We start from the raw sequence: 26,980 nt of genomic DNA on the forward strand, positions 1-26,980 counted from the left end.
AGGTGACGCCCGCCCGCGACATCGGCTTGCCCATCACTTCGCCTCCGCCGGTTCGGCCGGCGCGCCAGCCATCGTTCCGCCCAGATCGCGCACCTGCAGCGCCGCGCGCAACTGCTCCAGGGTGGCGCTGCTGTGCACGCGCACGGTCAGCGGTTCGCCCGGCAGCAGGTCGAAGGCGTTGTCGGACAGGGTCACGTCGAGGTCGCCGAAGCTCAGCCATACCTGCGCGGCGAGGGTGGCGCTGCTCAGGGTCAGCGCGTAGCCGTCGCCATCGGCGCGCAGCTCGCTGCGGATGTCGGCCTGCGGCCACTGCAGGCGCTTGGCCGCGTCGAAGTACACCAGGGTGCGCGACAGCACGCGCTCGCCGTCGAGCAGCTCGAACACCGCCACGCTGCGGCGCGGATCGGCGCGGCGCAGCAACTGCGCATCGCTGAAACTGCCCACGCGCACGCTGGACAGCGGCGCCAGGGTCACCGGCTTCTCGGTCTTGCTCAGCACCTTGCCGGACAGGTCCATCACCCGCATGCGCCAGCGCGCAGCCAGCGGCGTGGTGCGGTCGGAAACCAGCGACACGGTGGTCTGGCCCTTGTCGTCGCGCAGTGCGGCGATCAGTTCCGGCGCATAGAAGCGGCGTGCGTGGTACTGCAGCGCCTTCCAGCGGCCGAAGTAGTCCAGGCTCGACCACGAGGCGCCGGGCCACACGTCGTTGAGCTGCCAGTACAGCGAGCCCATCGATTGCGGCCGCGAGGCGCGCAGGTGTTCGGCGGCCAGGGTGATGCCCTCGGCCTGCATGATCTGGCTCAGGTAGACGAAGCTGGCGAAGTCCTTGGGCTCGCCGAAGGCGCGGCGGATGTACAGCAGCAGGCGCTGGTTGCCGTTGCCCTTGTCGAACTTCTGGTGCGCGCGCATCACCGGCGATTCCGGCTGCAGGTCGCCGGGTTCGGCGAAGGCGCGGATGGTGCGCATCTCGGGGAACGACTGCAGGCCGTATTCGGACATGAAGCGCGGGGTCACGTTGAGGTACTCGGTGACCGGCAGCGCCGGGCCGCCCCAGACCTTCCAGTAGTGCATGTCGCCGTCGTCGGGCTGGTCGGCGGCGCCATCGAAATCGGTGCCCGGCGAGGTCGCCCAGTACGGGGTGTCGCTGTCGTACTTCTGTACCGCCTCGCGCAGCACCGTGCCGAACAGCGTGGTCATGCCGCGGACGATGCGCTCGCGCTCTTCCGGGTCGATCGACTGCTTGAACTTGACCCGGTCGCCCCAGTTCTCCCAGCCGGTCTGCACCTCGTTGTTGCCGCACCAGATGACGATGCTGGGGTGATCGCCCAGGCGCCGCACCTGCTCCTCGGCCTCGGCGCGGGTGTTCTCGCGGAACGCGACGTCGTAGGGCGGGATCGCGCCGCCGAACATGAAGTCCTGCCAGATCATGATGCCCAGGCGGTCGGCATCCTCGTAGAAGCTGTCCGGCTGGTAGTGGCCGCCGCCCCACATGCGCAGCATGTTCATGTTGGCGTCGCGCGCGGACTGCAGGAAGCCGCGCATGCGCGCGGCGTCGACGCGGGTGGGGAAGCTGTCGAACGGAATCAGGTTGGCGCCCTTGGCGAACACCGGGATGCCGTTGACCACGAGGGCGAAGCTCTTGCCCCACTGGTCCTTCTCGCGGCGCAACTCGACGCTGCGCAGGCCGGTGACGCGCTGCACGTCCAGGTGCTCGCCCGCGGCATCGCGCAGCTGCGCCTTGAACGTGTACAGGTCCTGGCGGCCGTAGCCGGCCGGGAACCAGCGCTGCGGCTTGGCGATGCGCACCGGCACGGTCAGCGTATTGGCACCCGGATCGACGACCGCGCGCTGGCTGAACTGGCCGACGCGCTGGCCGTCGGGGCCGAGCACGTCCAGGTCCAGTTGCACCTCGCCGCTGCGGCCGGCCTGCACCTGCAACTGCGCCAGCAACTGCGCCGCGTCGGCGTCGACGCGCTGCTGAGCGATGCGCAGGCCGTCCACGCGCAGCGCGTCCCAGGCCTCCAGGCGCACGCCCTGCCAGATGCCGGCGGTGACGATGCGCGGGCCCCAATCCCAGCCGAAGTTGTAAGGTGCCTTGCGCACGTAGGTGGAGCTGTGCCGCGCCACCGGCTCGTCGCCGAACGCCGAATCGTAGGCGCCGGGCAGCGCATAGGGCTGCTTGGACAGCCACGGCTGGATCTTCTTGATCGGCGAGGCGATGCGCACTTCCAGCACGTTGTCGCCGCGCTTGAGCAACGGTTTGGCGTCGACCCGCCACTGCCGGAACATGTTGTCGGCGGCCAGCAGTTTTTTGCCGTTGAGGTAGACCTCGGCGAAGGTGTCCAGCCCGTCGAACACCAGTTCCAGGTGCGGGCGCGCCAGCAGGGCCGCATCGACCTGGAAATGGGTCTGGTACTGCCAGTCGCTGAGCCCGGCCCACTGGATCTGCGCTTCGTTGTCGCGATAGAACGGATCCGGCACCACTCCGGCGGCGATCAGGTCGGTCTGCACCGTGCCCGGCACCTGCGCCGGCAGCCACTGCGCGGCCTTCGGGTGCGCCTTGGCGTTGGCATCGCCTGGCGCCAGACGCACCTGCCAGCCCTGTTGCAGCGACAGCGTCGCCGGCGCCGCCGCCTGGCCCAGCGCCGGCAATGCCAGCGCCAGCAGCAGCCCGAGGCGGGCAGGAAGGCGCGTGCGCGGCGCGGAACGGGGGCGGCGGGGCGGCAGGGTCATGCGAGGGTCTCCGTGGTCAGTGCGCGGCGGCGGGGGGCGCCTGCGCCGCGGTGTCGATCAGATGGACGGCGCCGATGGCGTAGTACGGGCCGGCGATGGGCGCGGTGGAGCGCAGGCACAGGTCGTGCACGCCGCTCTGCTTGGGCAGACGCGCTTCCAGCGTGAACTGGTCGCCCAGGGTCTTGCCGGCCGGCAGCGGCAACCGCGCCAGCAGCTTGCCCTTGCAGTCGCCCAGCCGCACTTCGAACTCGCCGCGCGGGCTGTGCGCCGGGTAGTGCTTGACCTTGGCCTGGTCGTGCGCCAGCCCGTAGTTGCGCGCCAGGCGGGCGGCGTCGATGCGGATGCGGTCGATGCCGTCCAGGCGCGCGTCGGCGTAGCGCCAGCAACTGGTGAACAGGTCGATGTTGAACACCGGCGTGTCCTGGTCGGCCAGGTCCGGCAGCAGCGGCACGCGCAGGCCCAGCTCGCCGCCTTCGCACGAGGCCAGGCCCTGGGTGTCGCGGCTGAGCAGGTTGGCGCGGTCGAGGATGCGGCTGCGCGGCGCGGCCAGCAGGCGGCCGTCGTCGGCGTAGGTGGCCGCGCGCACGGTCACCGGCAGGGTCACCGCGAACGGCGCGGTGTAGCGCGGCGAGTCGGCCTTGGGCTCGCTGCCGTCGGTGGTGTAGCGGAAGTTGCCGAACTTGGCCTGGTTGCCCAGCACCACGGTGGCCTTCCCGCTGTCCAGCGCGGCGTTGTCGCCGCCCTGCACGGCGATGTCCGGGGCGAAGGCGCCGTCGCCGTAGGCGATGCCCTGCAGGCGGTAGCGGTCCAGCTGCGCCGGCATGCGCTGCAGGAAGCCGTTCCAGTCGCGTGCGGCCATCGGCGACCAGCCGGCCTCGGCCACCGCGCTCAGCCGCGGGAACAGCGCATGGTCGATATGCCAGGTGGAGGGGATGTACTCGCTCCACAGCGCCGCCTGCACGCCGAGCACGTGCTTGCTCTCCTCGGCGCCGAGCGCCGCCGGCACCGGGTCGAAGCCATAGACCTTCTGCAGCGGCAGCGTCGCCAGGCGGCCGTTGGGCTCGTCGTTGCGTGCGCTCTGCAGGTTGTCCAGGTACATCCAGCCGGCCGGTGCCAGCACCACGTCGTGGCCTTGCTTGGCGGCGGCGACCGCGCCATCCACGCCGCGCCAGGACATCACCGACGCACTGGCCGGCAGCCCGCCTTCCAGGATCTCGTCCCAGCCGATCAGGCGCCGCTGGTGCTGGGTCAGGTAGTCGGCCAGTTGCTGGTTGAACCAGCCCTGCAGCGCATGCGCGTCCTTGATGCCGAGCTTGCGCATCTGCGCGCGCACCGCCGGCGAGCGTTCCCACTGATCCTTGACCGCTTCGTCGCCGCCGATGTGGATGTACGGCGAGGGGAACAGCTGCAGCACTTCATCCAGCACGCCGCGGATGAAGGTCATGCTCTTGTCGTTGGTGTTGAACAGGTACGGATTGACGCCCCAGTCCACCGACACCTTGGGCCGCTGCCGGGTCACCCCGACCAGTTCCGGATAGGCCGCCACCGCCGCCTGTGCGTGCCCGGGCATGTCCAGTTCCGGCACGATGGTGATGTGGCGTTCGGCGGCGTAGGCCACCAGGTCGCGGATCTGGTCCTGGGTGTAGAAGCCGCCGTAGCGATCGGGCAGGCCGTGGGTGCCCGCGCCGGGCGGGGTGCGCCAGGCGCCGATCTCGGTGAGCTTGGGGTAGCGCTTGATCTCGATGCGCCAGCCCTGGTCGTCGGTCAGGTGCAGGTGCAGCACGTTGAGCTTGTGCTGGGCCATCGCGTCGAGCAGGCGCTTGACCGTGTCGGGGCTGTGGAAGTGCCGCGCCACGTCGAGCAGCACGCCGCGCCAGCCGAAGCGCGGCCAGTCGCGGATATGCACCTGCGGCACGTCCACCTCGCCCTTGCCGGCGTCCGGGGTCATCAACTGCCAGGCGCTGATCGCGCCGTAGAACAGGCCGCGCTCCTCGCGCGCCTGGATCAGCATGGTGCGCGGGTCCACGTCCAGCGTGTAACCCTCGGCCTGCGCGACCTCGGTGTTGGGATTGAGCTGCAGGCGGATGCTGCCGTCGGCGGGGATGGTTTCCGCACGCACCTCCAGCGACAGGCCGCGGGTCTTGCTCAGCAATTGCGACAGTTGCTGCGCCACGCGCTGCGCGCCAGCGTCGTCGAGCGGCACCGACAGCACGGCGCCGGTGCCGATGGTCAGGGTGCCGCCGTCGCGCTCGGCCTTGGCCGGCGCCGGGATCAACGGCAGCGGCGTTTTGTCGTCGTCGTCATCGTGTTTCGGGGCCGGCGGCGGCGCTGCGGCAGGCTTGGCCGCGGGCGCCGGCGCTGGCGGCGGGGTGCGGTCGCAGCCGCCGAGCAGGCTGCCACAGGCGAGCAGGGACAACCCCAGCCAGGCGTTGCGGGAGGCCGCCGCGATGCGCGCGGCGGCGGGCATCGGGCGGTGCGGCAATCGGGGGTGTGCACCCACTGCAGTCATCGGTCTACCTCAAGCGATCGAGATGCGTATCGTAGAGGCTGTGAGGTAGCCTGGGGTGAGCGCGGCGCGTTCGCTGCGCGTCGCGTGCCCCTCGTGTCGCATCTCGGTCGTGTGGCCGCTCAGCGCGCCGCGGTCGGCAGTTCGTCCCAGACCTTGGGATCTTCGGCGCCCAGCACCCAGCAGCTGAAGCCTTCCAGACCGTACTGCTTGGTCAGCTCGTAGCGGGCGCGGAAGCTGCGCGCATCCGGGCGGAACACCCATTCGCGCATGTCGTCGCGGTAGAAGTAGAACCACGACTCCTGCTCCACCGGGTCCCATTGCACGGTGGCGTGCTGCTCTTCCGCCAGCGGGAACGATTCGTCGGCATCGATGTAGTCGGCGGTGATGTTGGAGGCCTCGGTGCCGTCGGCCTTGACCGGATTGCCGGTGTACCAGCGGTAGCCATAGGTGGCGATGCCCAGCGACAGCTTGTCCTTCGGCACCTGGGTCAGCGCGTAGTCCAGGTGCTTCTTCATCCACACCATGCCGTCGACCGGGCCGGGCGCGGTCCAGCGGGTGTGCTGGTCGTAGGTCATCAGGCTGATCAGGTCGGCCGAGGCGCTCAGCGCCTTGAGGTCGTAGGCGCCCCGCCAGTACTCCCACATCCACTTGGCGAAGGCGCCGCCTTCGGCATAGCCCGGTGCGTTCGGCACCACCGCCACCGACAGCTTGAAGCCGGCCTTGTGCAGCGCCTCGGCGGTCTGCTTGACCATCAGCGAGTAGGCGTCGCGGTCGGTCCAGGCGATGCTCTCGAAATCGAACTGGAAGCCGTAGTAGCCGTGCTTGCGGCCGTGGATCAGCAGCGCCTGGATCATGCGCTGCTTGGCGTCCTCGTCGTGCAGCAGCTTGTGGAAGCCCTCGCGCCCGGCGGTCATCGACAGGATCGGCATCACCCGCAGCTTGTGCTGCTTGGCGATCTCGTACAGGTACATGTTCGGGGTGCCGTTGACCAGGCCGCTCTGGTCCACGCCGTACCAGGTCGGCACCACCACGTCGATCTTGTCGAGGTGGGCCAGGAACGAATTGGTCGATTTCTGCGTGTTCATCAGATAGAACAGCGCGGTCGGGTTCTTGGCCATGGCCGGCCCGCAGGCCAGGGCGAGGGCGAACAGCAGCCCGGCGAAACGCTTCATCATCGGGAGGGATCCGTTGGCGGAGTGGGGGAGGACAGGTCGATGCGGAACACGTAGGCGTGTTCGCCCACCGGCTTGGCCGGCAGGCGCAGGTGCAGGCCGTCGGCGCGCTGCTCGAACGGCACCGGCTTGCCGTTGGCGAGCAGGGTGACGCCACGCACGCCATCGGCCGGCTTCAGCGAGCGGATCAGCGCCTGGCCGTCGGCCGGCCAGCCCAGCTCGATCGCGTACAGCGCGCCGTGGCCGGTGGTGAAGCGGAAATCCTCGGGCGTGTACGGCTTGGTCTTGGTGTCCTGGAAGGTGCCGCCGACCACTTCGGTCGGGCCTTCGCCGTAGCTGCGCCACGGCGTGCTGTCGTAGATCGCCTCGCCGTTGGTCTTGAGCCACTTGCCGATCGACAGCAGGATCGCGCGTTCGGTGTCCGGGATCGAGCCGTCGGCGCGCGGACCGATGTTGAGCATCAGGTTGCCGTTCTTGCTGACCACGTCCACCAGCATGTGGATGATGAAGGTCGGCGTCTTGTAGGTGTCGTTCTCGACATAGCCCCACGAGGCGTTGCTGACCGAGGTGTCGGTCTGCCAGTGCGTGGGATGGATGCCGGTGAGCTGGCCGCGCTCGATATCGAGCGTGCCGGCACCTTCGGGGAAGGCGCCGAGCTTGTAGTTCACCACCACGCCGCCCTTGGCCGCGCCGTGGTTGTAGTAGTACGACAGCATGGTCGGCAGGGTGCCGCGGAAGGTCGGGTGCGCGATCCACCAGTCGAAATAGATCAGGTCCGGGTCGTAGCGGTCGATCAGCTCGGTGGTACGCGCCAGCCAGTCGTCCAGCCAGGCCTGCGACACCGGGGTCCAGTCGTTGGTGACGTCGGCGTCGTCCTTGCCCGGCAGGCGGATCTGCGCCGGGCCGTACAGGCCGGCGTAGCGCGGGTCGTTGACGTCCGAGTCGAACTGGCGGCCGCCGTCGAAGAACCAGTCGTGCTCGGCGCGGTGCGAGGACAGGCCGAAATGCAGGCCCTGTGCGCGGATCGCCTTGGACAGCTCGCCGAGCACGTCGCGCTTGGGGCCCATCTTGACCGCGGTCCAGTCCGACAGCTGCGAGTCGTACATCGCGAAGCCGTCGTGGTGTTCGGCCACCGGCACCACGTAGCGGGCGCCGGCATCGCGGAACAGGGTGGCCCAGGCCTGCGGATCGAACTTGGGCGCGGTGAACAGCGGGATCAGGTCCTTGTAGCCGAAGCGCGACTGCGGGCCGTAGGTTTCCCGATGGTGCAGGTAGTCCTTGCTGCCCTGCTGGTACATGTTGCGCGAATACCACTCGTTGCCGAAGGCCGGCACCGAGAACACGCCCCAATGGATGAAGATGCCGAACTTGGCGTTGTCGTACCAGGACGGCGAGCGGTACTGCTTGAGCGAGGTCCAGTCGGGTCGGAACGGTCCGCCGCGCGCGCCATCGTTGGCTTCGCGCACCAGCCGCGCGCGTTCGGGCGCGTACTTGGCGGTGGCCTGCAGCCACTGCTGGTCGATCTGTTCCGGACTGAGGGTGGTGGCGGTGGGCGCGGTCGGCGACGGCGCATCCGCGGCGCCGGCGGGCAGGGCCGTCAGCGCGAGCATGAGGGCCAGCGCGCTGGCCAGGGTCTGGCGTGCGGCTCCGGCGTGGCGGGATCGGTCCGCACTGGGGCGGGTCTCGGTCGTCATGGAACGGCACTCCTTGTTGCAGAAGACGATGCCGGCGCCGCCGCGCCGGACACGAAAAAGCGCGCCACCGTGGAGGGACGGTGGCGCGCCGGTGCTACATCAGAACTTGAAGTTCAGCTGCGCCTGGTAGCCGCGGCCGTTCTTGTACATGCCGATCGGCGCGTACTTGACCTCGTTGTACCAGTAGTACGTCGAGTCGAGCAGGTTGGTCGCGCTGAAGCTCACGCTCATCCAGTCATTGATCTCGTACGAGGCGGTCAGGTCCAGCTGCTTGTACTCGTCGGTGAACACCTGCGAGTTCAGGCGGCCGACCTGGGTGAAGTACTTGGAGCGGTAGCTGTAGTTCAGGCGCACCATCCACGGACCGTTTTCCCAGTAGGGGATCACGTTGTAGGTATTCTTCGACAGGTACGGCAGGTTCAGGCCGGTGCTGGCGTCGGCGGTGGCGTAGGTGTAGTTCGCCTGCAGACCGAAGCCGTAGCCGAAGGCCTGCTGGTAGTTCAGCGAGGCGCCCTTGACCTTGGCGTCGGAGGCGTTGATCGGCGAGGTCACCGTGAACAGGCCGCTCACGCCGCTCACCGCATCGGTCAGCTGCTGCTGCGAGGTGGTGGTGACGATGTACGAGCTGATGTCGCGATAGAACAGTTCCGCCGACAGCATGCTGGACGGGGCGAAGTACCACTCGGCGGCCAGATCGTAGTTGGTCGACTCGTAGGGCTTCAGGTCCGGGTTGCCGCCGCTGGCGGTCAGGTTGCCGTTGCTGCTGTTGATGGTGAACGAGCCGGCCAGGTCGCCGTAGCGCGGACGTGCCATCACCTTGGCCACGGAGAAGCGCAGCACCTTGTCGGTATCCAGGTCGTAGGCCAGGTTGAAGCTCGGCAGCGGCTTGTAGTACTGCTTGCTCACCTGGGTCTGGTTGTAGGTTGCGCCGCCATCGGCGCTCTGCCAGTACAGCGACTTGTCCTTGGTGTCGACATAACGCACGCCCAGGTTGCCGCGCCACGCGCCGGACTCGAAGTTCAGCTGCGCGTACAGGTCGCTGGTGATTTCCTTGACGTCGAACGAGGAGCCGTAGTCGCGGTTGTACGGACCCTGCGGCTGGCCGCGCAGGTAGCTGATCACCGAGTTGAGGTTGGCGGTCGGCCAGTTGGTCAGGTCGCCGCTGGCGCCCAGGCCGTCGTACAGACCGCTCGGGGTGGTGCCGGGGCTGAAGTCGGTCAGCGAAATCGCATTGGTGGTGTTGATGCGGTTGCCGCGGGCGTCGACGCCGTTGTCGTGGTTGATGTACTTGTAGCCGAGCTGCAGCTTGTTCAGCGGGCCCCAGTCCAGATCGCGGGCGGCGTCGAACTGGAAGTACTTCTCCTTGTCCGTGCTCTTGGCGTAGTAGATGCCACCGGCCTGCATCGCCGAAGCGGCGGTGGAACCGGGCGCCAGGCCGGCCGGCGAACCGACCAGACCCCAGTTGGCGGCACTGGCGTTGTCGTAGTTGACGTCGGTGTGGCTGCCGTCGTAACCGAAGTTGTAGCCACCGTCCTTCAGCAGGAACTTCATCAGGTATTCGGGGTTCTTGCCGCCGGTGGCCTCGGTGGTGCCGACCTGCGAGGTGAACACCCACTTGTCGCCGTAGAAGTCGTGGCGCAGGTTCAGGCTCTTGGTGGTGACGGTGCTTTCGCGGTAGTTTGTGTCCAGCTGCGCATACGGCTGCTTGCCGTTGCCGGCGCCATCAGTGACCGTGGCCTGGGTGATGTAGCCGTTCTGCACGGTCGCGCTGGTGATCTTGTCCTGGTCGCCGCAGCCCGGGCAGACGTAGCGCGATTCGCTGAAGTTGTTGTACTTGCCCTTGATGTAGATGCCGGTCAGGTTGAACTCGTTCTGATCGTTCGGCTTCCACTGCAGCGCGCCCTGCAGGCCGTTGCGCTCGCGGGTCTGCTGGAAGAAGGCGCTATTGATGCCCACCGGGATCTTGGCGGTCGCGACGTTACCACCGTCGCCGGAGATGCGCGCGGTCGGCGGGATGCCGGCGCCGGTGTTGTAGCCGAAGAACTCGATGCCGGCGCGCGACAGATCCTGCTTGTCGTGGGTGGCGGAGATCAACGCGCCGAAGGTCTCGTCGTCGTTCTTCCAGCTCCACAGCGCCGAGCCGCGCGGATTGCCTTCTTCCGAACGGTCGTTGTAGTTGTAGCCGATCGAGCCGCGGATGGTGTTCTTCGGCAGGTCCAGCGGCTTGCGGGTGTGCACGATCACGGTGCCGCCGATCGAGCCTTCGTCGATGCGGGCTTCCGGGGTCTTGTAGACCTCCATCAGGCCGATGATTTCAGGCGACAGCAGGGTGTAGTTGAAGGTGCGGCCGCTGGTGTCGGTCGGGTTGCCGCCCCAGTCGCCCGAGGCGATGGTCTGGCCATTGAGCAGCACGCGGTTCAGCGCCGGGTCGGTGCCGTTGATGCTGACCTTCTCGCCTTCGCCGAACTGGCGGTCCACGCTGATGCCCGGCAGGTGCGCCAGCGACTCGGCGGCATTGGTGTCCGGGAACTTGCCGATGTCCTCGGCGCTGATCGCATCGACGATGGAGTTGGCCGAGCGCTTCACCGACTGGCTCTTCTCCAGCGAGGCGCGGTAACCGGTGACGGTGATGGCATCCAGCTGCTGGACGTTCTTGGAATCCGCGGTGGCGGAAGCGGGCGCTTCCTGCGCGGCGGCGTTACCGGACAGGTACAGCGCGGCCATGATGCTGAGGGCTAAGGTAGTGGTGCGGCTATTCATTGGCTAAACCTCTGGGTGAGTACTTGGGCATGAGGTGCCAACCGATGTTCCGGCGTGCTGGCCGCTGCCCGGCCTTGTGGATGGCGCCGCGCTTGGTGGCGCTGCGCGGATCGCATCTCGATGCGCGTCGTCCGGTCGCTGACGCGGAAGTAGCCAACCGGCGGCATCGAGGGCGCCAGTCCTTCCTGTGTTCCTGCAGGTAACAACCAAGTCCAGCAATACAGCAGTGCACCTTGTCGCCTGATCCGGACGTCGCTGCGTCCGACCCGGCTCGGGGCGTGGTTTCGTCGGTTCGGGGGATGCCGGTCGCAGCGTCAGCGCGCGTCCTGCCACTTGGCGCGGGAGGAGCGGCGATGCGTCGCTGTGTCTGAATCCCCTGAACGTGGCATGTCTTGAAGTTGTAAAACTTGTGTGAGCCGAGTCTGTCGTAGCGCTGACAGCGTTGTCAACACCCGTTTCACGTGGTTTTGACGAATGCAAGCAAGGCTCGCCGCGGCATCTTTCCGGAGGCTTTCGCGGCCCTTCCGTCGCGTCTCCTAGGTGCTTGTCTACAAAAGAAAACATGCCCGCGGATGGGTGCAGCGGGCCTGCGTTGGCCGCGAGGCCCTGGTGTGGCAAGCGCTGCCGGTTGGCTGGGCGTGTGGCAGAAATTTGTGCAATGCGGCGAAATTTTGCGACGGATGTTCACCCATGCAACGCGCCATGCGATCGACCACTCGAACGGCCGGGCGATCCGGCCGATGAAGTCGCAGTGGTGAAGACAAAACGACAAGCGGGTGAAATTCACCTTGACAACGTTGTCAAGGTGGTCCGACACTCGATCGATCAATCTGCCGAATCGGCGTGCGCCTGCTCTGGCGCAACGGGAGAAGATGTGTCCGCAAGCAGTTCATCAGTGGCAGCGGCCGTGCCGCGCGCCGAGCCCTTCATTGCTGCCGATGTCGGCGGAACCCATGTCCGGATCGGCCTGGTCGCAGGCGCTGCCGGTGCCGGCCCGGCGCCGTCCGTCGATGTGCTGGACTATCGCAAATACCGCTGCGCCGACTATCCCGGTCTGGCCGAGATCATCGGCGAGTTCCTGGGCCAGGTGCAGGGGCCGAAGCCGACCCGTGGGGTGATCGCCAGCGCCGGTTACGCGCTCGAAGATGGTCGCGTCATCACCACCAATCTGCCGTGGACGCTGTCGCCGCCGGAAATTCGCGAGCGGCTGGGCCTGAAGGCACTGCATCTGGTCAACGATTTCGAAGCGGTGGCGTATGCGGCCGCGTCGATGGACGCCAGCGAAGTGCTGCATCTGACCGGGCCGCGCAAGGCGCAGCGCGGGCCTGCGCTGGTGATCGGTCCGGGTACCGGCCTCGGCGCCGCGGTGTGGATTCCGACCCAGGGCGGCGCCATGGTGCTGGCCACCGAGGCCGGCCATGCCGCGCTGCCGATCGGCAACGATCTGGAACTGGCGCTGGCGCAGCGGCTGTTGCGCGATCGCTCCTATGTGCCGATGGAGCATTTCCTGTCCGGCCCCGGGTTGCTCAATCTCTATCGCGCGTTGTGCGAGTTGCGTGGCGCCACGCCTGCGCATGCCGCACCGAACGACATCACCGCGGCTGCGCTGGCCGGCGACGATCCGCTCGCGCACGAGGCACTGTCCGCGTTCTGCGGCCTGCTAGGCAGCGTGGTCGGCGATATGGCGCTGCTGTACGGCGTGCAGGGCGGCATTTATCTGGCCGGCGGCTTCCTGCCGCAGATCGGCGCGTTCCTGTCCGCCAGCAGCTTCGTCGAGCGCTACTTGAACAAGGGCGCGATGCGTCCTGCGCTGGAGCAGATCCCGGTGAAGCTGGTCGAGCATGGCCAGCTCGGGGTGATCGGCGCGGCGAACTGGTTCCTGCAGCAGCGCCACTGAGCGGACCGGTGCGGCGATGGCCGCGCCGATGGGCGGCGTCCCGCAACGCCGGCGCGGCGTGCCTGGCGTGCCGTAGCGCGTCGACACATATATATGTCCCATGCCTGCGGCGCCTGCGTTGCGGCGCCGCTGTCTACAGCGTCATCGCTTGCCTGAACTCACAGGTCGCCGTGGTGCGCCTGCAGCGCCGCGATCGCGGCCAGGCCGGCGGTTTCGGTGCGCAGGATGCGCGGCCCCAGGCGCAGGCCGACGAAGCCGGCGGCCTCCAGCGTGGCGCGGTCGCGCGGCGACCAGCCGCCTTCCGGGCCGATCGCGATCGTCGCCGCAGCGCCGCCGATGGCCAGCGACCGCAGGCGGTGTTCGCCCTGCGGATCCAGGATCAACCGGCAGGGGCTGTCCGCCGCGGCGCGCGCCGCATCGGCCAGCGCCAGCGGCGCGCTCAGCTGCGGCACGCGCGCGCGGCCGGACTGTTCGCAGGCCGAGATCACCACGCTGCGCCAGTGCGCCACGCGCTTGTCCACCCGCGCCGCATCCAGCTTCACTTCGGTGCGCTCGGCCCACACCGGCACGATCGCGGCGACGCCGAGCTCGGTGGCCTTCTGCAGGATCAGGTCCATCTTCTCGCCGCGCGCCACGCCCTGCAGCAGGGTGATCGCCAGTGGCGACTCGTTGTCGACCGGCTGCGCCGCGCCGATGCGCACGCTGGCGTTGCGCTTGCCGGCCTGCAGCAGTTCGGCGGGGTAATCGCAGCCGTCGCCGTTGAACAGCACGCAAGGATCGCCCTCGCGCAGCCGCAGCACGCGCAGCAGGTGGTTGGCGACGTCTTCCGGCAGGCTCAACTCGGCGCCGGCGTGCAGCGGCAGCTCCACATGGCAGCGGGTCAGGCGCATGCCACCGCCTCGTCGATCGCCGCCAGCGTGGTCTCGGCCAGCAGCGTCAACTGCTCGGCGTCCACGCAGTACGGCGGCATCCAGTACAGCACGTCGCCCAGCGGGCGCAGCACCACTCCGCGTTGCAGCGCGGCACGGTAGGCGTGCAGGCCGACGCGTGCGGACGCAGGGAAGGGCGTGCGCTTGTCGCCGGTGCGGGTGAGTTCGAACGCCACCACCATGCCGGCCTGGCGCACGTCGGCCACGTGCGGATGCTCGGCGAACGGCGCCGACAGCGCGCGCATGGTCTCGGCGGTGCTGCGGTTACGCGCGATCACGTCGTCCTCCTGCAGGATCCGCAGCGACGCCAGCGCCGCGGCGCAGGCCAGCGGGTTGCCGGTGTAGCTGTGCGAATGCAGGAAGGCGCGTTCGCGGCTGTCGTCGAGGAAGGCGTCGTACAGATGCTGGGTGGCCAGCACCGCCGACAGCGGCAGGAAGCCGCCGGTCAGGCCCTTGGACAGGCACAGCAGGTCCGGCATCACCCCGGCCTGCTCGCAGGCGAACAGGGTGCCGGTGCGGCCGAAGCCGGTGGCGATCTCGTCGGCGATCAGGAAGGCGCCGTTGGCGTCGCACAGTTCGCGCGCCCGCCGCAGATAGGCCGGATCGTGCATGCGCATGCCGCCGGCGCACTGCAGGCGCGGTTCCAGGATCACCGCACAGATCTCGCCGGGATGGCGGTCGAACAGGTCGGCCAGCGCATCGGCTGCGACATCGGCGCGTTCGCGCGCGCTCTGTCCCGGTTCTGCCTGGTACGCGTCGGGCGAGGGCGCGAATAGCGCCTCGGCCAGCAGGGGCGCGTACACCCGCCGGTACAGCGGGATATCGCCGACCGCCAGGGCGCCGATGGTCTCGCCGTGGTAGCCGTTCTCCAGCGCGACGAAGCGGGTGCGCCCCGGTTCGCCGCGGTTCTGGAAATAGTGGAAGGCCATCTTCAGCGCCACTTCCACGCCGGCCGAGCCGTTGTCGGCATAGAACACCTTGGCCAGCGGCGCGCGCCCTTCCTGGCGCGGCGCCAGCGCCAGCAACTGCTCGGCCAGCAGCACCGCCGGTTCGTGGCTGAAGCCGGCCAGCATCACCTGCTCCAACTGGGTGGCCTGGGCGGCGATGGCCGCGGCGATGCGCGGCTCGCCGTGGCCGAACAGATTCGTCCACCAACTGCTCACCGCATCCAGGTAGCGGCGGCCGCTGTGGTCGATCAGCCAGGCGCCTTCGCCACGGGCGATCGGGACCAGGGGCAGGGTGTCGGGGTGCTCGCGCATCTGCGTGCACGGGTGCCAGAGCACGGCCAGATCACGCGTGCGCCACGCCTCGGCCATCTGTGCTGCGGTCAGGTCTGATAGCATTTCGCGCTCATGAACAGGTTCTTCGCTCCGCGCATTCTATCGATCGACGCCGTCCGGCGCCGCAGGGTGCCGGCGTGACCCGTCGATTGCCGGTCATCCATGCCGTGCGCGAGCGCAGCGAATCGGCCGCCGAGCGCCGGGTCGAGGAGCTGGACCTGGAGTTCAGCAATGGCGAGCGCCGCGTGTTCCACCGGCTGAAGGCGCCGGGTCATGGCGCGGTGGTGGTGGTGCCGATGCTGGATGCGCAGACCGTGCTGCTGGTGCGCGAATACGCCGCCGGCGTGCATCGCTACGAACTGGGGCTGGTCAAGGGCCGCATCGACGCCGGCGAGACCCCGCTGCAGGCAGCCGACCGCGAACTCAAGGAAGAGGCCGGCTACGGCGCGCGGCAGTTGTGCGTGCTGCGCGCGATGACCCTGGCGCCGACCTACATGAGCCACCAGTCGTGGCTGGTGCTTGCACAAGATCTCTATCCCGAACGACTGACCGGCGACGAGCCGGAGGAATTGGAAGTGGTGCCCTGGAAACTGGCTGAACTGGATCAACTGATGTTGCGTGAAGATTTTTCCGAGGGGCGTTCGCTGGCGGCGCTGTTCATCGCCCGCGAGTGGCTGGGTCGCGCCGAATGATCCGTCTGACCAGTGATTTGCGCGAAACCGTGATCGCCATCGCCATCGATGCCGCCGCGGCCATCATGTCCGTCTATGCCACCGGCTTCGAGGTGGAGCACAAGGCCGATACCAGTCCGTTGACCCAGGCCGACCTGGCCGCGCACCAGATCATCGTCGAAGGCCTGGAGCGGCTGACCCCGGACCTGCCGGTGCTGTCCGAGGAATCGGCGCAGATTCCGTGGGAGGTGCGCGAGCACTGGACCACCTATTGGCTGGTCGACCCGCTCGACGGCACCCGCGAGTTCGTCAAGCGCAACGGCGAGTTCAGCGTCAACATCGCGCTGATCCACCAGGGCGCGCCGGTGTTCGGCGTGGTCCAGGCGCCGGTCGATGGCCGCGTCTGGCACGCGGTGCGTGGCGAGCAGGCGTACCGCCGCGAGGGCTTCCGCGACACCGCGTTGAACACCCGGCGGCCGGCCACCGCGCCGCTGCGGGTGGCGGCGAGCCGCTCGCACCGCGACGCGCGTACCGACGCGCTGCTGCAGCGCATGGGCGAGATCGAACTGGTCGCGCAGGGTTCGTCGCTGAAGTTCTGCCGCATCGCCGATGGCGACCTGGACGTGTATCCGCGCTTCGGCCCGACCTCCGAATGGGACACCGCCGCCGGGCAGTGCGTGCTGCAGGCCGCTGGCGGCGCGCTGCTGGCCGCCGCGACCGGCAAGCCGTTCCGCTACAACCGCCGCGAATCGCTGCTCAACGGCGACTTCGTGGCGCTGGGCGATGCGGCGCTGCCCTGGCGCGACTGGCTGGGCTGAGCCGCGCAGCGAGCACGCGCCGCACGGCGCGCGCTCTGCCACACTAGGCGGCAGGCGGCAGCGGTGCCGTCGCACCGGAACCCTCCCGTGACCCCCACTCGCTACGATCTTCCCGCCCTGCTCGACATCATGGCGCGCCTGCGCGATCCCGCGCAGGGCTGCCCCTGGGACCTGGAGCAGGACTTCGCCAGCATCGCCGCGTACACGATCGAAGAGGCCTACGAAGTGGCCGACGCGATCGACCGCCAGGACCTGGCCGGGCTGAAGGACGAACTCGGCGATCTGCTGCTGCAGGTGGTGTTCCATGCGCAGATGGCGCGCGAGCAGGGCGCGTTCGGCTTCGACGACGTGGTTGCGGCGATCTGCGACAAGATGGTGCGCCGCCACCCGCACGTGTTCGGCGACAGTCAGGTGGCCGATGCCGAACAGCAGACGCTGAAGTGGGAAGAGATCAAACGCGCCGAGCGCGCCGCCGCCGGCGAGCGCGACGGCTCGGCACTGGCCGGCATCGCCCGCGGCCTGCCGGAATGGCAGCGCGCGCTGAAGCTGCAGTCGCGCGCGGCGCGGGTCGGCTTCGACTGGCCCGGCCCCGCGCCGGTGCTGGACAAGGTGCAGGAAGAACTGGAGGAAGTGCGCGCGGAACTGGCGCATGGCGCCGCGGTCGATCCGGCACGGCTGCAGGACGAGATCGGCGACCTGCTGTTCGTCTGCGCCAACCTGGCGCGGCATGCCAAGGTCGATGTCGGTGCGGCGCTGCGCCACGCCAACCTCAAGTTCGAGCGCCGCTTCCGCGCGATGGAACGGCTGGCGCAGCAGGACGGTGGCGCGCTCGATGGTCTGTCGCTGGTGCAGCAGGAGGCGTACTGGCAGCGCGCCAAGGACGAAGAGCGCGCCGCGGCCGGATGAAGACCCTGCTGCTGTTCGTGCTGACCGCCGTCGCGGAAATCGTCGGCTGCTACCTGCCTTATCTCTGGCTGCGCGAACAGCGCAGCGCCTGGCTGCTGTTGCCGGCCGCGGGCAGCCTGGCGGCCTTCGTCTGGTTGCTGACCCTGCATCCTGCCGCCAGCGGCCGCGTCTATGCCGCCTACGGCGGCGTCTATGTCGCCGTCGCCTTGCTGTGGCTGTGGACGGTGCAGGGCATGCGCCCCACGCGCTGGGACCTGCTCGGCGCCGGCCTGTGCCTGGCCGGCATGGCGGTGATCATGTTCGCGCCGCGGCAGGGCTGAGGCCGCTACCACAGGCGCTTGCGGCGAATGCGGTGGGTGCACGGTGGGAGGGACTTCAGTCCCGACGCATTGGCTCATCGGAAAGCACGCCACGTTGCGCGTCGTGGCCGCATGACCGTTGCGCCTCCGCAGGGCACGTCACGGCGTGATGGGCGGTGCCCTGTGGTCGCGATACACGTCCTCGTCGCACCGCGGCACGACGGAGGCCGCTCCCACAGGCGCTTGCGGCGAATGCGGTGGGTGCACGGTGGGAGGGACTTCAGTTCCGACGCATTGGATCATCGGAAAGCACGCCAGGTTGCGCGTCGTGGCTGCATGACAGTTGACTTCCGCAGGACACGTCAAGGCGCGATGGGCGGTGCCTTGTGGTCGCGATACACGTCCTCGTCGCACCACGGCACGACGGAGGCCGCTCCCGCAGGCGCTTGCAGCGAATGCGGTGGGTGCACGGTGGGAGGGACTTCAGTCCCGACGCATTGCGTCATCGGAAAGCACGCCAAGTGCGCGTCGTGGCCGCATGACATCTGCGCGTCGCATCCGTGCGCAGCGCGCGACGTCCGCGCTCCCAGCGTATGCTGAATGCCTGCGTCGCCTCGGGAGGGCCATCGCATGCGTCGCTTCTCCAGTTTTCGCGAGTTCTATCCGTTCTATCTGAGCGAGCACCGGCATCGGGTGTCGCGACGGCTGCATTTCGTCGGCAGCCTCGGCGTGCTGGCGAGCCTGTTGCTGGCGCTGTGCACCGGCCAGCCGCGTTGGTTATGGGCCGCACCGGTCTGCGGCTACGGCTGCGCCTGGATCGGCCATTTCGTGTTCGAGAAGAACCGTCCCGCCACCTTCAAGCACCCGCTGTACTCGCTTGCCGGCGACTGGGTGATGTTCAAGGACATGCTGCTGGGCCGCATCCGCTGGTGACCGGCACGTGCGCGTGCGCTGGCTATACTGCGGATTCGATTTCTTTCTGGTTAATGGAGCGACCTGATGCCGTCTTCCTTCTTCCTTGCGCTGGTGATCCTGTTCTTCGGCGTGGTGGTGCTGTTCAAGACCGTGCGTATGGTGCCGCAGGGATTCCAGTGGACGGTGGAGCGCTTTGGCCGCTACACCCACACGCTGTCGCCCGGCCTGCACTTCCTGATTCCGTGGATGTACGGGGTGGGCCGCAAGGTCAACATGATGGAACAGGTGCTGGACGTGCCCAGCCAGGACGTCATCACCAAGGACAACGCGGTCGTGCGCGTGGACGGCGTGGTGTTCTTCCAGGTGCTGGACGCCGCCAAGGCCGCGTATGAAGTCTCCAACCTGGAGATCGCCACCATCGCGCTGGTGCAGACCAACATCCGCACCGTGATCGGCTCGATGGACCTGGACGAATCGCTGAGCCAGCGCGAGACCATCAATGCGCAGCTGCTGAACGTGGTCGACCATGCCACCAATCCGTGGGGCATCAAGGTCACCCGCATCGAGATCCGCGATATCCAGCCGCCGCGCGACCTGGTCGATGCGATGGCCCGGCAGATGAAGGCCGAGCGCGAGAAGCGCGCGCAGATCCTCGAGGCGGAGGGCTCGCGGCAGTCGGAGATCCTGCGCGCCGACGGCGAGAAGCAGGCGGCTGTGCTGGAGGCCGAAGGCCGTAAGGAGGCCGCGTTCCGCGACGCCGAGGCGCGCGAGCGCCTGGCCGAGGCCGAAGCGCGGGCGACGGCGATGGTGTCCAAGGCGATCGCCGAAGGCGACGTGCAGGCGATCAACTACTTCGTCGCGCAGAAGTACGTGGAGGCGTTCAAGGAGCTGGCCACCGCGCCGAACCAGAAGTTCGTGCTGATGCCGATGGAGTCCAGCGGCATCATCGGCTCGATCGCCGGCATCGCCGAACTGGCGCGCGAGGCGCTGAACAAGCAGGCCTCCCCGCCGGCAGTGCCGCGCGTGCCGCCGCGCAACGGAGTCTGAGCCATGCGCATTGAGGTAGTGGCTTGGGGTGCCCTGACCTTGTTGCTGTTCGCGGCCGAATCGCTGGCGCCGGGCGCCTTCATGCTGTGGATGGGCTTCGCCGCCGCGGCGGTGTTCCTCGCCGTGCTGGTGTTCCCGGACATCTCCCTGCTGCTGCAGGTCGGCGCGTTCGTGGTGCTGAGCTTCGTCTCGATCCAGGTGTACCGCACCTGGTTCCGCAACCGCGGCCGGACCAGCGACCAGCCGCTGCTCAACCGCCGCGCCGAGCAACTGATCGGCCGCATGGTGACCCTGGACCAGCCGATCCACGGCGGCCGCGGCCGCGCCAAGGTCGACGACGCCTTCTGGGTCGTCGGCGGCCCCGACCTGCCGGCCGGCAGCACGGTGCGCATCGTCGGCGTGGACGGGATGACGCTGCTGGTCCAGGCGGTTTGAAAGCCGGGATTGGGGAGTCGGGATTGGGGATTGGTGCCGCGAGTGCGCGGTACCTCCACCTTCCCAATCTTCCTGCGCGTAGGAGCAGCGATCAAGCGCGCGTCCTTCGGCTCAGGACGCCCGCTCTTGCTAATCCCGAATCCCAACTCCCCGATCCCGGCCTTCGCTGAAGCCGCTCCCACGGCACTGCGCGATCGAGCGCCAGTCCTTCGGATCCAGGAAAGCCGCTCTGACGAATCCCCATTCCCGATTCCCCAATCCCGGCTCCGCCCCAGCGATAATGGGGGACTTTTCTCACGGACCCGCGCCATGACCCAGAAGACCATCCTCAACGACAGCCACCGCGCCCTCGGCGCCAAGATGGTCGACTTCGGCGGCTGGGACATGCCGATCCACTACGGCTCGCAGATCGACGAGCACCACCAGGTGCGCCGCGACGCCGGCATGTTCGACGTCAGCCACATGACCGTGGTCGATCTGCACGGCGAGCAGGTCCGCGCGTTCCTGCGCCATCTGCTGTCCAATTCGGTGGACAAGCTGAAGGTGCCGGGCAAGGCGCTGTACACCTGCATGCTCAACCCGCAGGGCGGGGTGATCGACGATCTGATCGTCTATTACATGTCCGATGCGTTCTTCCGCCTGGTGGTCAACGCCGCCACCCGCACCAAGGACCTGGCCTGGATCGGCGAGCAGGCGCAGGCGTTCGGCGTGCAGGTGCGCGAGCGCGACGACTTCGCGATGATCGCGGTGCAGGGGCCGAACGCGCGCGCCAAGGCGATCGGCCTGCTGCGCGAGCAGGATCGTGCCGCGGCGCAGAAGCTCGGTCGCTTCGCCGCGATCGAGGCGACCTCGGACGCGGGCGTGCCGCTGTTCGTCGCGCGCACCGGCTACACCGGCGAAGACGGATTCGAGATCGTGCTGCCGCAAGCGCAGGCGCCGGCATTCTGGGAGGCGCTGATCGGTGCGGGGGTGAAGCCGGCCGGCCTGGGCGCGCGCGATACGCTGCGCCTGGAAGCGGGCATGAACCTCTACGGTCAGGACATGGACGACAGCGTCTCGCCTTACGAGGCCGCGCTGGCCTGGACGGTGACCCTCGACGAGGGCCGCGACTTCATCGGCCGCGCTGTGCTGGAAGCGCAGAAGGCCGGCGGCGCGCCGCGGCAGATGATCGGCCTGGTGATGGACGAGAAGGGCGTGCTGCGCCACGGGCAGAAGGTGCTGACCGCGAACGGCGACGGCGAGATCCTGTCCGGCACCTTCTCGCCGACGCTGGGCAAGGCCATCGCCTTCGCGCGGGTGCCGGCCGGCGAGCCGGGTGTGGTGCGCGTGGACATCCGCGGCAAGGAAGTGCCGGTGCGCGTGGTCAAGTTCCCGTTCGTGCGCGAAGGCCAGGTCCAGCCCGGCGTGCTCGGCTGAGTCCTGTCCGCCGCGCGCGACTTCGTCCCCAAGCGCGCGGTTCGCTACACTAGACTCCCATCCTCGATACCGTCTTCTTCCGGAGCAGCCCCATGAGCGAGATCCCTGGCGACCTCAAATTCCTCAAGTCCCACGAGTGGGCCCGCGTCGAAGGTAACGGTCGCGTGACCATCGGCATCTCCGACCACGCCCAGGGCCTGCTCGGCGACCTGGTCTACGTCGAGCTGCCGAACGTCGGCGATCACGTCGAAGCCGGCAACGGCGTGGCCGTGGTCGAGTCGGTCAAGGCCGCCTCCGACGTGTACAGCCCGCTCAGCGGCAAGGTCGTCGAGGTCAACACCGCGCTGAGCGACAAGCCGGAAACGATCAACGAGGACGCCTACGGCGAAGGCTGGATCCTGGTGCTGGAAGCGGACGATGCCGAGCAGTTGAACGAACTGCTGTCGCCGGACGAGTACGCCGAACTGCTCGAGGACGACGGCCACTGAGCCGACCGCCCATCGCGATACCCGAACCGGCCGCCCAGTGCGGCCGGTTTCTTTTTGGGCGCGGCTCGGCGAACTCGCCAGCGTTCGCGCGTCGGCAGCGCCATTCTCGGCATGGCGATCCCGGAACGCGCGTCGCCTGCGTCGCCGCGTGCGTTGCTGCGAAGACCATGTGAGGTCGCCGCCGGGCGTACCGCGAGCGCAGCGTGTTCGTCGCGTCTGGCGTAGACCGATGCCGACGACCCGCGCGTCGGCCGGCGCCGGTTTTCCGACGCGGCGCAGGTGCAGCGCGGCGTGGAGGCACAACGTGGGTCGACGACGCGCGGGCATCGGCGATGCGGTGTGCGCTGCTCGCGTCGCCGATGCATGGCGGCGCGGTGCGTGCCGGCGCCAGTCGATCACCTCTGCGAGCTGTTTCGGTCGACACGACCGTGCAACGGCATCGCCCGAGGACGCGTTGGCGACTTGGCATGGAGGTGGGCGAGGGCAGTCGTGCGCGTCGCGGTGTGTCGGCGACGTGCGTGCAGGTCGTGTCGCGGTGGCGCGATGCGGCGCCACCCGGCGACGCGGCACGCATGCATCGCGCGCGTCGTGAGCGCCGCACGACGCAAAAAAGTTTGCGCACTTTTGCGCATTTGCACTTGTGCGATGCCGGAACCGCGTGCGGTCGCGAAATTTTTTTTCAGCTAGCGGACAGGCTGGCGTGCATCGCCGCGGTTCCCGCCGACGCTTCGCCGCTGCCTGCCCGCAACGCGATCGAGGCAGTGTGTCGTTACAGAAAACACGGAAATTTCCCTGCTTTTTTTGCATGCGCCGTTTTCCTCGCGGCGTCGGCGTCGGCGATCGGCGGCGTCGGCAAGGCGGCCAGTGCGGCATGCGGCGTCGGTGGCGCGCGCGCCATCGAAAAAAAAATTGCGTAGAAGTGTTGACAGTAAAAAAAACCGTGATTAGGTTTCGCCCAGCAGACGTTGCTGCGCAAGCGAGTGAATCGGATCGACATCAAAACGCGAAGCACAACTTGGACATCCGCCAGGAACCCGAAGATGGTGGAGTTGGAGTCGCTTCCCTCCGAGAAACGCAACGTCTCCCCTGGCATCGCACCCGTATCGCTATCCGGTACGGGTGTTTCTGTATCCGATCCGGCCCGCAGCGCGCGCCGGCGGTTCCCGCAGGCGGAGCATCGCCGCGAGGTTGCTTTAACTGGGCATTTTCAATCCATAGTTCACTGACGAGGAGCCATCCCATGGCGACGAAAAAAGCTGCGAAAAAGCCGGCCGCTAAGAAGGCGGTCAAGAAGACTGCCGCCAAGAAGCCGGCAGCGAAGAAGGTTTCGGTAAAGAAGGCGGTCAAGAAGGTCGCCAAGAAGGTGGCCAAGAAGGTCGCCAAGGTGAAGAAGGCGGTCAAGAAGGCCGTTGCCAAGAAGGCAGTGAAGAAGACGGCGAAGAAGGCCGCCACCAAGAAGACCGCGAAGAAGGCCGTCGCCAAGAAGGCGGTGAAGAAGACCGCGAAGAAGGCTGCGACCAAGAAGACCGCTGCCAAGAAGACGGTGAAGAAGTCGGCTGCCAAGAAGCCGGCCGCGAAGAAGGCAACTGCGAAGAAGGCCACCGCCAAGAAGACCGTGGCGAAGAAGAAGCCGGCCGCTCGCAAGAAGAAGGCCGCTCCGGTCGCGCTGCCGGCCACGCCCGCGCCGCTGATCTGATCCATCCCGATCGCTGTTCCTAGACTCTCTCCCCGGTGCCCAGCGGGGAGGGAGTTTTTTATGTGCGGCATCCTGCCGCGCGTGCCCGCAGTCCCGGTTGTGGGAGGGACTTCAGTCCCGACCCGAGAGTACCTCCGTGGTGCCTCCGTCCGACGATCCCCGCAGCGTCCGTCTTCTCGATCCACGCTGGCCCTTCCCTGTGCCTTGCTTGCCAGGCTGCGACGTGGACATCGCGCCTGTGCCTGTCGCATCGGCAACCGACGCGGCAAGCTGCGTCGCCTCCGTGCCACGGTCGGTGCCTACGGGCAGGGCCACGCATCCACCTGATCTCCCTGGCATGCACGTGCGGCCTGGGCAGCCACGCGAGTACCGGGAGGCGCGGGCAATTATCGTCGGCATGAATTTGCACGACAGCTACGCCGGCAACGACACGACGGTAGGCGGCAGCAAAGGCCGTCATATCGCGCGCAATGGATCGCCCCTGGCGTGGATCGACCGACCGTCGGGATCCGGGCCGCCACAGCAGGCGGAACGCCTGGCATTCGCTGACCCAGCCAAGACGTTGCGTGCGCACTTGCAGCGCGTCAGCGCGCCTTGCCCGCCTCCACTCCGCATCACGGGTTTTTCCGGCGTGTCCGTGGATTGGGGGGAGTCTCCGGCCGCCTGCTTTCGCCACACTCACGCCGGATGCAGTCTGTCCTGTGGGAGTCGACTGTCGTGCAGCCGCGACAAGCGAAGCCGAAAGCCGGCCGACACCCTCCGTCGTCGGGACTGAAGTCCCTCCCGCAGTGCACCCGGTAGGTTCGCCGCAAGCCCCTGTGGGAGCGGATTCAGCCACGACGGGCTTTGTCTGGAATGCCCGTCGCTGCTGAAGCGACTTCCACAGTGGCTTGCGAGCTCGCCAGGTGGCTGTGGGAGGGCCTTCAGTCCCGACGCATTGGTCCATCGGAAAGCACCCACCACGTCGCGCGTCGTGGTTGCATGACAGTCGACTCCCGCAGGATGCTTCTCGTCGGTCGTTATCGAAGGTGTCCTGCAGTCGCACCTCGCGCGCTGTCCCGCGCACGTCGGCGATGGTGCATCGAATTGCCAGCACGCCAACGGCAGCCTGCGGCGATGCGGGGCGCAGCGACACCAGATGCCGGATCGCGAACAATGCCGAGAGGGCGCGGCGTGTGCCCTGTGCGCGATCTTGGAAGCGACGGTGCGCCACCACCCTCACCGCGGCCGTGCGCGGGCGCTCCGAGCGCCTGCTGCCGCTGGGGCGACGCAGTCGCCGATCGTTCGTCCAGGCATGACGTCGGCGTTGCGGCCACACTTTTGTGACGCGCTCGTGCCCGCGCATCGCCGCAGCCGGGACAGGACTGCGTCCCCGCGTCGGGAAGAAGGGCGCACGCAGCGCAGGTCAGCGCTGTAGACAGCAGAAAGGCGGTTCGCGCGCCCGTTCGCGAGGATGCTGCGCGAGCGCGCGGTCAGTGCGGCGGAGACCGCGCCGTGTCGTTGCTGCGGGAATGGCACCGCGTCCCAGCCGGGAAGGGGCACACGCTGCGCAGGTCAGCGCTGCAGACAGCAGAAAGGCGGCTTGCGCCGCCTTCTGCGAGGATGCTGCGGGAGGCCGCGCTCAGTGCGGCGAGGCCACCGACTTGGACGAGGACGCGCCCTTCTTGTCCTTCGGGTCCGGACGCTCGGCCATCAGGTTGTCGCTGCCGAAGTCGGTGTCCACGTCCAGCCAGCGCTGCGCCGGCAGGCCGATCGCGCGGTCGAGCACGGTCGGCAGCAGGCCCGAGGGCAGGCCGCTTTCGCCGTTCCACAGGATGGCCACGCCGAGGTCGCGTTCCGGCACCAGCGCGATCAGGCCGCGGTAGCCCTGCACCGCGCCGGCATGGAAGATCACCTGGTGGCCGGAGTAGTCGAACACGCGCCAACCCAGCGCGTAGCTGGCCGAGTTGACCCGCGCGCGGCGCCAGCCCGAGCGCATCTCGCCCGGGGTGAGGATCAGCGGCGCGTGCAGGGTCGCCAGCAGCGGCTCCGGCAGCACGTCGGGACGATGCCCGGTCTGCGCGATCAGCCACTGCGCCATGTCGCTGATGCTGGCATTGACGCCGGCGGCGGGCGCCAGGCGGTAGTAGGTCGGCTTGGGCGTCAGCGACACCCAGCCGTTGCGGCTGCGCACGTGCGGGCGCGCCCAGCGCGGGCTGGCCTGGATGCCGGCCAGGCCCATGCTGGCGTCGTTCATGCCCAGCGGCTTGAAGATGCGGCGCTCCACCGACTGCTCGTAGAAGCTGCCGGACGCGGCGAACACCACGTCGCCGATCAGGCTGAAGGCGACGTTTTGGTAGGCGTAGCACTCGCCCGGCGCGCACTTCAGCGGCGCATAGGCCAGCTTGTGGCTGAGCGTGTAGTAGTCGATGTTGGATTCGACGTCGCGGTCGTAGGCGTTGTAGGTGAGGCCGACGCGGTGGCTGAGCAGGTCGGCGACGTTCAACTGGCGCGTGGCGACCGGGTCGCTGAGCTGGAAGCCGGGCACGTAGTCGACGACCTTGCTGTCCCAGCGCAGGGTGCCGTCGTTGACCAGCAGGCCGGCCATGGTGCCGGCGAACGCCTTGGACAGCGAGGCCAGGCGGAACACGGTGTGCGCATCGACCTGCTCGGGGCGATTGACGTCGGTGACGCCGTAGCCGCGCGCGCTGAGCACCTGGCCGTTGTGCACGATGGCCATCGCCAGACCGGGCACGCGCTCGCCATAGGTCAACTGTTCGGCCACCGACTCCAGCGCGGCGACATCGAAGTCCTTGGCCAGCGGCAGTACCTGGCTCTGGGTGAGCGAAGCGCGGTAGGGCAGCGGCTGGGTCGGCGAGGTGTAGCGCGTGGCTTCGGTGTGCAGCGGCGGCGGCAGCGGTTGTGCGGGCGCCGGCGTCTGTGCGGTGGAGGACATCGCAAAGGGCAGCAATGCCCCCAGCAACCCGGTTGCCACCGGTCGAAGGAGCCGGTGCCTGCTGTTCTGTGTCATTGCGCCTGAGGCCTGTGAGGTGCTGCCGGCCACGATTCTAGCGCCGGATTTCTCGAATGCACAAACTGGGAGAAGATGAATAGGCATCGCCTTGATCCTGCTGGGGATTTCCCGCCTCGGACGGGGGTGTGCAGGCCTGCCGGCGGAGCGGTGGCGGGGACTGCGGCGGATACCCACGGACATGCAATCGCCGTGCCGCGCAAGCCCCGCTTCAGCCCCTCTCCCTCCGGGAGAGGGGTTGGGGTGAGGGTCTGTCTGCACCTCCACCCTGCGACCGCACTTCACTTTGAACACCACGGTTGCAG

The 26,980-nt window shown here is 68.1% G+C and carries 20 protein-coding genes; 12 read left to right on the plus strand and 8 right to left on the minus strand.

Features of this window, described 5'->3' with window-relative positions:
* Window positions 1-33: 33 nt before the first annotated feature.
* The 5 genes from CEK66_RS13040 to CEK66_RS13060 form a co-directional block, all read right to left on the minus strand.
* A complete protein-coding gene (locus CEK66_RS13040; RefSeq protein ID WP_152237206.1) occupies window positions 34-2,733 on the minus strand; it encodes a glycoside hydrolase family 2 protein in 2,700 nt (899 codons plus the stop codon).
* Between the two features lie 16 nt (window positions 2,734-2,749).
* Window positions 2,750-5,242, minus strand: a complete 2,493-nt coding sequence (locus tag CEK66_RS13045) for a family 20 glycosylhydrolase (RefSeq protein ID WP_152237207.1) — start codon at window positions 5,240-5,242, stop codon at window positions 2,750-2,752.
* A 119-nt stretch (window positions 5,243-5,361) separates the two neighbouring features.
* The gene (locus tag CEK66_RS13050) at window positions 5,362-6,414 is read right to left on the minus strand and encodes a glycosyl hydrolase family 18 protein (protein WP_152237219.1); all 1,053 of its coding nucleotides are present in this window, start codon (window positions 6,412-6,414) and stop codon (window positions 5,362-5,364) included.
* A complete protein-coding gene (locus tag CEK66_RS13055; RefSeq protein ID WP_152237208.1) occupies window positions 6,414-8,108 on the minus strand; it encodes an alpha-L-fucosidase in 1,695 nt (564 codons plus the stop codon). The genes CEK66_RS13050 and CEK66_RS13055 overlap by 1 nt, the downstream gene beginning before the upstream one ends.
* A gap of 99 nt (window positions 8,109-8,207) precedes the next feature.
* A complete protein-coding gene (locus tag CEK66_RS13060) occupies window positions 8,208-10,868 on the minus strand; it encodes a TonB-dependent receptor (protein WP_152237209.1) in 2,661 nt (886 codons plus the stop codon).
* Between the two features lie 874 nt (window positions 10,869-11,742).
* Here CEK66_RS13060 and CEK66_RS13065 point away from each other — a divergent pair.
* The gene (locus tag CEK66_RS13065; protein WP_152237220.1) at window positions 11,743-12,765 is read left to right on the plus strand and encodes a glucokinase family protein; all 1,023 of its coding nucleotides are present in this window, start codon (window positions 11,743-11,745) and stop codon (window positions 12,763-12,765) included.
* Between the two features lie 158 nt (window positions 12,766-12,923).
* Here CEK66_RS13065 and CEK66_RS13070 read toward each other — a convergent pair whose 3' ends face one another.
* Window positions 12,924-13,655: a 16S rRNA (uracil(1498)-N(3))-methyltransferase gene (locus CEK66_RS13070; protein ID WP_152237210.1), complete on the minus strand. Its 732-nt coding sequence runs from the start codon at window positions 13,653-13,655 to the stop codon at window positions 12,924-12,926.
* Complete coding sequence (gene bioA / locus CEK66_RS13075; RefSeq protein WP_152237211.1) at window positions 13,646-15,037, minus strand: adenosylmethionine--8-amino-7-oxononanoate transaminase; 1,392 nt, start codon at window positions 15,035-15,037, stop codon at window positions 13,646-13,648. The genes CEK66_RS13070 and bioA overlap by 10 nt, the downstream gene beginning before the upstream one ends.
* Before the next feature lie 86 nt (window positions 15,038-15,123).
* On the opposite strand from bioA, the gene nudE reads away from it, so the two are divergent.
* The 11 genes from nudE to CEK66_RS13130 all read left to right on the plus strand — a co-directional run bounded on the left by nudE (window position 15,124) and on the right by CEK66_RS13130 (window position 23,665).
* On the plus strand, window positions 15,124-15,666 hold the full coding sequence (nudE, locus tag CEK66_RS13080; protein ID WP_226978604.1) for an ADP compounds hydrolase NudE: 543 nt from the start codon (window positions 15,124-15,126) through the stop codon (window positions 15,664-15,666).
* The gene (gene cysQ / locus CEK66_RS13085; protein ID WP_017912917.1) at window positions 15,663-16,463 is read left to right on the plus strand and encodes a 3'(2'),5'-bisphosphate nucleotidase CysQ; all 801 of its coding nucleotides are present in this window, start codon (window positions 15,663-15,665) and stop codon (window positions 16,461-16,463) included. The genes nudE and cysQ overlap by 4 nt, the downstream gene beginning before the upstream one ends.
* Window positions 16,464-16,592: 129 nt before the next feature.
* Window positions 16,593-17,369: a nucleoside triphosphate pyrophosphohydrolase gene (gene mazG / locus CEK66_RS13090; protein WP_152237221.1), complete on the plus strand. Its 777-nt coding sequence runs from the start codon at window positions 16,593-16,595 to the stop codon at window positions 17,367-17,369.
* The gene (locus CEK66_RS13095) at window positions 17,366-17,689 is read left to right on the plus strand and encodes a YnfA family protein (RefSeq protein WP_017916569.1); all 324 of its coding nucleotides are present in this window, start codon (window positions 17,366-17,368) and stop codon (window positions 17,687-17,689) included. Before mazG ends, CEK66_RS13095 begins: the two co-directional genes overlap by 4 nt.
* Before the next feature lie 609 nt (window positions 17,690-18,298).
* Window positions 18,299-18,601, plus strand: coding sequence for a DUF962 domain-containing protein (locus tag CEK66_RS13100; protein WP_017910461.1), 303 nt, complete (start codon window positions 18,299-18,301; stop codon window positions 18,599-18,601).
* A gap of 63 nt (window positions 18,602-18,664) precedes the next feature.
* Window positions 18,665-19,630, plus strand: coding sequence for an SPFH domain-containing protein (locus tag CEK66_RS13105; RefSeq protein ID WP_152237213.1), 966 nt, complete (start codon window positions 18,665-18,667; stop codon window positions 19,628-19,630).
* A gap of 3 nt (window positions 19,631-19,633) precedes the next feature.
* On the plus strand, window positions 19,634-20,065 hold the full coding sequence (locus CEK66_RS13110; RefSeq protein WP_026144669.1) for an NfeD family protein: 432 nt from the start codon (window positions 19,634-19,636) through the stop codon (window positions 20,063-20,065).
* Between the two features lie 309 nt (window positions 20,066-20,374).
* Window positions 20,375-21,481, plus strand: coding sequence for a glycine cleavage system aminomethyltransferase GcvT (gcvT, locus tag CEK66_RS13115; RefSeq protein ID WP_152237214.1), 1,107 nt, complete (start codon window positions 20,375-20,377; stop codon window positions 21,479-21,481).
* Window positions 21,482-21,573: 92 nt separating this feature from the next.
* A complete protein-coding gene (gene gcvH / locus CEK66_RS13120) occupies window positions 21,574-21,969 on the plus strand; it encodes a glycine cleavage system protein GcvH (protein WP_017910465.1) in 396 nt (131 codons plus the stop codon).
* A 467-nt stretch (window positions 21,970-22,436) separates the two neighbouring features.
* Entirely contained in the window at window positions 22,437-22,886 is a 450-nt protein-coding gene (locus CEK66_RS13125; protein WP_152237215.1) for a hypothetical protein, read from the plus strand.
* Between the two features lie 323 nt (window positions 22,887-23,209).
* Window positions 23,210-23,665 carry a hypothetical protein gene (locus tag CEK66_RS13130; RefSeq protein ID WP_010344200.1) on the plus strand — a complete coding sequence of 152 codons (456 nt, stop codon included), beginning with the start codon at window positions 23,210-23,212 and terminating at the stop codon, window positions 23,663-23,665.
* 1,621 nt (window positions 23,666-25,286) lie between these two features.
* Here CEK66_RS13130 and CEK66_RS13135 read toward each other — a convergent pair.
* Complete coding sequence (locus CEK66_RS13135) at window positions 25,287-26,675, minus strand: serine hydrolase domain-containing protein (RefSeq protein ID WP_026143743.1); 1,389 nt, start codon at window positions 26,673-26,675, stop codon at window positions 25,287-25,289.
* Between the last annotated feature and the right edge of the window lie 305 nt (window positions 26,676-26,980).

This window comes from Xanthomonas sp. LMG 12460 (genome assembly GCF_009192895.1).
GTDB lineage: Bacteria > Pseudomonadota > Gammaproteobacteria > Xanthomonadales > Xanthomonadaceae > Xanthomonas_A > Xanthomonas_A sontii.

Bases quoted from the DNA above. Each gene is read 5' to 3' on its own strand.
- CEK66_RS13040 (WP_152237206.1), bottom strand. From the start codon at position 2,733: ATGACCCTGCCGCCCCGCCGCCCCCGTTCCGCGCCGCGCACGCGCCTT.
- CEK66_RS13045 (WP_152237207.1), bottom strand. From the start codon at position 5,242: ATGACTGCAGTGGGTGCACACCCCCGATTGCCGCACCGCCCGATGCCC.
- CEK66_RS13050 (WP_152237219.1), bottom strand. From the start codon at position 6,414: ATGAAGCGTTTCGCCGGGCTGCTGTTCGCCCTCGCCCTGGCCTGCGGG.
- CEK66_RS13055 (WP_152237208.1), bottom strand. From the start codon at position 8,108: ATGACGACCGAGACCCGCCCCAGTGCGGACCGATCCCGCCACGCCGGA.
- CEK66_RS13060 (WP_152237209.1), bottom strand. From the start codon at position 10,868: ATGAATAGCCGCACCACTACCTTAGCCCTCAGCATCATGGCCGCGCTG.
- CEK66_RS13070 (WP_152237210.1), bottom strand. From the start codon at position 13,655: ATGCGCCTGACCCGCTGCCATGTGGAGCTGCCGCTGCACGCCGGCGCC.
- bioA (WP_152237211.1), bottom strand. From the start codon at position 15,037: ATGCTATCAGACCTGACCGCAGCACAGATGGCCGAGGCGTGGCGCACG.
- cysQ (WP_017912917.1), top strand. From the start codon at position 15,663: ATGATCCGTCTGACCAGTGATTTGCGCGAAACCGTGATCGCCATCGCC.
- mazG (WP_152237221.1), top strand. From the start codon at position 16,593: ATGGCGCGCCTGCGCGATCCCGCGCAGGGCTGCCCCTGGGACCTGGAG.
- CEK66_RS13095 (WP_017916569.1), top strand. From the start codon at position 17,366: ATGAAGACCCTGCTGCTGTTCGTGCTGACCGCCGTCGCGGAAATCGTC.
- CEK66_RS13100 (WP_017910461.1), top strand. From the start codon at position 18,299: ATGCGTCGCTTCTCCAGTTTTCGCGAGTTCTATCCGTTCTATCTGAGC.
- CEK66_RS13110 (WP_026144669.1), top strand. From the start codon at position 19,634: ATGCGCATTGAGGTAGTGGCTTGGGGTGCCCTGACCTTGTTGCTGTTC.
- gcvT (WP_152237214.1), top strand. From the start codon at position 20,375: ATGACCCAGAAGACCATCCTCAACGACAGCCACCGCGCCCTCGGCGCC.
- gcvH (WP_017910465.1), top strand. From the start codon at position 21,574: ATGAGCGAGATCCCTGGCGACCTCAAATTCCTCAAGTCCCACGAGTGG.
- CEK66_RS13125 (WP_152237215.1), top strand. From the start codon at position 22,437: ATGGAGGTGGGCGAGGGCAGTCGTGCGCGTCGCGGTGTGTCGGCGACG.
- CEK66_RS13130 (WP_010344200.1), top strand. From the start codon at position 23,210: ATGGCGACGAAAAAAGCTGCGAAAAAGCCGGCCGCTAAGAAGGCGGTC.
- CEK66_RS13135 (WP_026143743.1), bottom strand. From the start codon at position 26,675: ATGACACAGAACAGCAGGCACCGGCTCCTTCGACCGGTGGCAACCGGG.